Annotated in this window: 4 protein-coding genes and 1 pseudogene; all 5 read left to right on the plus strand. The window is 61.1% G+C overall.

Annotation, left to right across the window (positions count from 1 at the left end):
- Positions 1-248, plus strand: a pseudogene (locus M7F93_RS10880) (pyridine nucleotide-disulfide oxidoreductase); the annotation flags it as partial.
- A gap of 56 nt (positions 249-304) precedes the next feature.
- Positions 305-1,165 carry a DUF1641 domain-containing protein gene (locus tag M7F93_RS10885; RefSeq protein WP_298173275.1) on the plus strand — a complete coding sequence of 287 codons (861 nt, stop codon included), beginning with the start codon at positions 305-307 and terminating at the stop codon, positions 1,163-1,165.
- A gap of 122 nt (positions 1,166-1,287) precedes the next feature.
- Positions 1,288-3,651 (plus strand): glycoside hydrolase family 15 protein, encoded by a 2,364-nt coding sequence (locus tag M7F93_RS10890; protein WP_298173278.1) that lies wholly within the window; start codon positions 1,288-1,290, stop codon positions 3,649-3,651.
- Complete coding sequence (locus M7F93_RS10895; protein ID WP_298173280.1) at positions 3,648-4,433, plus strand: glucose 1-dehydrogenase; 786 nt, start codon at positions 3,648-3,650, stop codon at positions 4,431-4,433. The genes M7F93_RS10890 and M7F93_RS10895 overlap by 4 nt, the downstream gene beginning before the upstream one ends.
- A gap of 2 nt (positions 4,434-4,435) precedes the next feature.
- A partial coding sequence (locus M7F93_RS10900) for a GMC family oxidoreductase N-terminal domain-containing protein (RefSeq protein WP_298173283.1) occupies positions 4,436-5,414 on the plus strand: 979 nt, incomplete at its 3' end.

A 5,414-nucleotide genomic window follows, 5' to 3' on the forward strand; every position in this document is an offset into this window, starting at 1 on the left:
CGGCGGCAGAAGCCGACAAACCGTTGGAGCCCGTGGTCTACTGCATCGGTGACATGGGCAACAACCAAGCCTTCTATATCCGTTCCAACAGCTGGTTTGGCGGTCCGGATCAGGTCCTGAAAATGGGCCATATGCCCTTCCTGCTGAAGATGCACTACAAAAACCTCTTCTTTAAGAATAAGGGCAAGATGCCGGAGTGGGGGTTGGATGCCTCTCAACTGCTTGCCGAGAAACTTTTCGCGGCCTGACGCAAGGGGGCTACGGCCCCCTGTTGATCCGCGAGCAAAGCATAAGGAGACAGCACATGGCAGCACAACAGAAAGACGCTTTTATCCCCTCTTTAACCCCCGAGCAATGGGTGGGGCTCGCCCGCCTGGGCGATCTCGCCAATGGCGCCGAGCAGTTCATGGGTGGCCCGGCGGGCACCTTGCCCATGGAGATGGCACTACGTGCCGGTCAATGGAACGAGCGCTTTGATCTGGACGGCGGGATTGAGGAAATTCTGGAAACCATGAAGGCCTTGCGCAAGGCTGGCACCTTCAAACTCATCAGTGAAAACGCCACGTTTGTGACCGAAAGCCTGCAACTCCTGGCACCGCTGGCACCCAAAATTCTCGAAACCCTGCACACCATCCCGGTCGCCGAATGGCTGGCGGCACTGCACATGCTGGGCAACCTGCTGTCACGCGTGGATGACGTCCTGACCTTCCTCAAGGGACCGGCCGGTAACGCGCTGGTGACCAGACTCAAGGAACTCGGCGACCTCTGGGAAGAGACCTCGGCGGATACCACCATTGTCGAAGCCTTGCGCCTGCTCAAGCAATTGCAGGAGGACGGCAATCTGCACCGTGTAGCCGACATCAGCCGTCAGATCGGGCTCATGACGGAGACCATCGACATTGAGTCCTTGATCGGTCCGTTCATCGAACTCAGTAGAAACAGTCCGCTCCCGGCTCTCGTCGCCAGCCTGATGCACGGCGGCAAGGCAATGACTCAGGCCCTTGCCGAAGCCACCGAACATGAGCCCAAAGACCAGGCGGGCGGCATCGCCGGACTCTACCACATGCTCAAAGATCCCAATGTACAGCGTGGCATCCGGGTCTTGGCAACCCTGCCGGCTTATCTGGAAGAAGCAGGGGTATTACCAAAACACACTGCGGGATAGACTGCGGACGGGACATCAGGCAACGGCTATTAACGGCGCGGTCTGCTGCAGGCGGACTGGCTGGCCGGACCTGACGCCCTGAATAGCCGTGGGCAATACAGTCACCACCTCAGGAGCAGATCATGGATAACGTCAGCAAAGCGCCCCGCGCCACTTGGCGCCACCCCGTCTGGTCGACCGCGCAAAAGTCCTGTGTGGGCACGGCGCTGGGCAATGGGAAACTCTGGTTCACCACCGGCAAGGGTATCGTCACCGAAGTATTTTACCCTCGCATCGACATCCCCCAGATCCGCGACCTCGGTTTTATCATCGCCGATGGCCAGGGATTCTGGCAGGAGTTGAAAACGCTGCCGGAACCACAACTGGAGTTGGATGATCCCCACGTTCCCCTGCCTGTCATTCGCCATCATCATGAGCGCTTTGATTTTACGCTGAAGATCTGCGCCGATCCGGAGCGCGATGTACTGCTACTCGACTTCTGGCTGGAGGGTGATGCGGCGCTGCGGCCTTATCTGCTCTGCTCCGCCCGTCTCGGTGAAGATGCCGAAAACAATCGTGGCTGGGTGGGTGATTGGGAGGGTCGATCGGTACTTTGGGCGGAACAGGGACCATTTGGACTGGCCCTCGCCTGTCGCAACGCTGACGGCTATCCGGCGTTGGAATGCTGCTCAGTGGGCGAGGTGGGCACCAGCGATCTTTGGCAGGACTTTCACCAGAACGGGCTGATGCAGTGGGAATATCAGGAGGCCGGTCCGGGTGAGGTTGCACTCGCCAGTCGCCTGCCCCGGCAGGGCACGCTGGCCTTGGGTCTTGGCACCAGCAAAGAAGCCGCCGCCACCAACGCCTGGTCCTCCCTGGCTGAAGGCTTTCCGAGTTGCGCTGCAAATTACCGTACCGGCTGGGATGCCTGGCACCAACGCCATCCGACCCCGCGCCGCTTCGCCAGCAAGTTGCCCGCGGCGGCCAACGCCCTCTATGTTCGCTCGGCCACTGTCCTCAAGGTGCATGAAGACCGCACCTTTCCCGGTGCCCTGGTCGCGAGTCTCTCGATACCCTGGGGCGAGGCCAGCGCCAGTCGTGGTGGTTATCACCTGGTCTGGTCACGGGATTTGGTAGAAAGCGCCGGGGCGTTGGTGGCCTTGGGCGCCATGACCGAGGCACGACAGGTACTCACTTACCTGATCAGTACCCAGCAAGCCGACGGTCACTGGTTGCAGAATCAATGGCTGGGCGGCAAACCCTTCTGGCAGGGTGTGCAGCTGGATGAAACCGGATTTCCCGTGCTCCTGGCCTCGCTGCTGCGCCAGTATAAGGCGTTAAACGATGTCGCTGTCACCGACATGATCACCCGTGCCCTGCACTTCATCGTCCACGAAGGACCCGTGACCGGGCAGGATCGCTGGGAAGAGGATGGCGGCGTCAATCCCTTCACCCTGGCCGTCGCCATTGCCGCGCTGGTCGAGGGCGCGGACTTCCTCGGCGGCAAAGCCAGCGACTGCGCCCTGATGCTGGCCGATTACTGGAATGCCCGACTGGAAGAGTGGACCTTCGTGCAGGGCACGGACCTTGCGAAGCGCTTCCAGGTGCCCGGCTACTATGTGCGTATTACCCCCGCGGACGTCCTGGTGCAGGATGGCGCCAAAAATGAGTGGGTGCTCATCAAAAATCGCGCCCACGACCCCCACCTGCCCGCCAGCGAACAGGTGGCCAATGATTTCCTGCAACTGGTGCGCTACGGACTGCGCAGGGCCGATGACCCACATATCGTGGCGTCGGTTAAAGTCATGGACGGAGTGCTCAAGACCAACACCCCCAGCGGCCCGGTCTGGCACCGCTACAACGGGGATGGTTACGGAGAGCACGCCGATGGCAGCCCATTCGATGGCACTGGCATCGGCCGTGGATGGCCCTTGCTGGTAGGTGAAAGGGGTCATTACGCCCTCGCCGCCGGGGAAGATGTCCTGCCCTACATCAACGCCATGGTGGCCATGACCGGCAAGGGTGGCTTGCTCCCGGAGCAAGTCTGGGATACGGCCGCCATACCCGAAAAGGGCTTGTTTCCCGGCCACCCCAGCGGCTCGGCCATGCCTCTGGTCTGGGCCCATAGCGAGTTCGTCAAACTCTGCCATAGCGCTGTGCAGGGTACGCCTATAGATCGTCCGGCGAATACCTGGAAGCGCTATCAGGGTAAGGTTCCGAAGATTGACTACCGGCTCTGGCGCCTGCGTCAGCGCTCGCGTCAACTGCTCGCCGGACAAGAGTTGCGGGTGTTACTGCAGGCGCCTTTCACCCTGCATTGGGGCAGCAATGGCTGGCAATCGGTACAGGACACCGACTCGGAAGACTGGGGCCTCGGCCACGTCGCCTTCCTGCCGGTACAGAAATTATCGGCCGGGGAAAGCGTGCAGTTCACCATCCACTGGCGCGACAGCGGCAACTGGCAAGGTGAAGATTTTCATATCGATATCATCGGAGGTGATGCATGATCAATCTGGACTTGCAGGGCCAGTGCGCGCTGGTCACCGGTGGGAGCGGCGGCCTCGGGCGCGCCATTGCCGAGACGCTGGCCACTGCCGGGGCACGAGTGGCGGTGCATTATCGGAAAGGTCTGGACGAAGCCGAGGCGGTGGTCGCGGCCATTCAGAAACTGGGCGGCAGAGCACAGGCTTTTCAGGCCGATGTGTCTGATCCTGCGGCCGTGGAGAAAATGCTGCAGGAAATTGAATCCGTCTTCGGCGGCCTGGACATCCTCGTCAACAACGCCGGCATGGATGGTCCGCGCGCCAGCGTCGGCGAGGATGATCCGCTGGTATGGGAAAAGGTTCTCGCCGTCGATCTCATGGGTCCCTACTATTGCGCCCGTGCCGCCATTCCGCGCATGGAGAAGGCCAAACGCGGGGTGATCATCAATATCACCTCCGTGCATGAGTTTATTCCCTGGGAAGGCTACAGTGCCTATACCAGCGCCAAGGCAGGCTTGTCCATGTTCACCAAGACCCTCGCCCAGGAAACGGCGGATAAGGGCATCCGGGTGGTGGCTATCGCTCCCGGCGCCATCCAGACACCCATCAATCAGTCGGTCTGGGCTGACCCCCAATCCCTTAAAGACCTGGACGAGAAAATCTCCATGGGCCGTCTTGGCAGGCCCGAAGAGATTGGCAATGTGGTGGCCTTTCTCGCCAGTGATCTGGCCAGTTACATTACCGGCACCACCCTCGCGGTGGATGGCGGGATGCTGATTTACCCTGAATTCCGCCACGGCGGCTGATCATGGACGCCGATGTCATTATCATCGGCAGCGGCGCTGGCGGCGGCACCATCGCCCGCGCTCTGGCCGAAGCGGGTCTGAACATCCTCATCCTGGAGCGCGGCGACTACCTGCCCCGTGAATGGGGCAACTGGGACGCCAGGACGGTCTTTGCCGAACATCGCTATCACACCGACGAGCAATGGCGCGATCAGGACGGCAAGCCTTTCTCACCGGTGACTGGCTATCATGTGGGCGGCAATACCAAGTTCTATGGCGCCGCGGTACTGCGTCGTCGGGAAAAAGATTTTCACCCGCGCCAGCACCGCGATGGAGTGACGCCTGCCTGGCCCATCAGCTATGCCGATCTCGCGCCCTTTTACGATCAGGCCGAGGGCTGGTATTTCACCCACGGCACCGCCGGGTCTGATCCCACGGAGCCGCCACGCAATCCCTACCCTTATCCGCCCTTCCCGCACGAAGAAGACGTAGCTCTGGTCGATCAGGCCCTGCGCGAAATGGGCCTGCATCCCTTTCCCCTGCCGTTGGCCCTCCACCGTCTGGAAGACGACCCCCAGCATAGTCCCTGCGTGCGCTGCCCTACCTGTGACGGCTTCCCTTGCATGCTCCATGCCAAAGGTGATGCGGAGGTCTGCGGGATCGCCCCGGCTCTGCGACACAGCGGGGTACGCCTGCTCACCAGGCATCGCGTTCGCCACCTGCAATCCAGCAGCGATGGCCACCGCGTGGAAAGTGTGGAAACCGATCAGGGTCGCTTCAGTGCCCACCTGGTGGTTCTCGCCGCTGGCGCCGTCAACAGTGCCGCCCTCCTCCTCGCCTCTGCCAACAAACAGCATCCCCAAGGCCTTGCTAATCGCAGTGATCAGGTGGGGCGCAACTATATGTGTCATCTCAACAGCGCCTGCATGGCCCTCAAACCGGGCCGCGAGAACCGCACCATCTTCCAAAAAACCCTGGCCATCAATGACTTTTATGACGACT

This window comes from Acidithiobacillus sp. (genome assembly GCF_027322205.1).
Taxonomy (GTDB): Bacteria; Pseudomonadota; Gammaproteobacteria; order Acidithiobacillales; family Acidithiobacillaceae; genus Acidithiobacillus.

Excerpts from the sequence above, each read along its gene's own strand:
- M7F93_RS10885 (WP_298173275.1), top strand. The coding sequence starts at position 305 with ATGGCAGCACAACAGAAAGACGCTTTTATCCCCTCTTTAACCCCCGAG.
- M7F93_RS10890 (WP_298173278.1), top strand. The coding sequence starts at position 1,288 with ATGGATAACGTCAGCAAAGCGCCCCGCGCCACTTGGCGCCACCCCGTC.
- M7F93_RS10895 (WP_298173280.1), top strand. The coding sequence starts at position 3,648 with ATGATCAATCTGGACTTGCAGGGCCAGTGCGCGCTGGTCACCGGTGGG.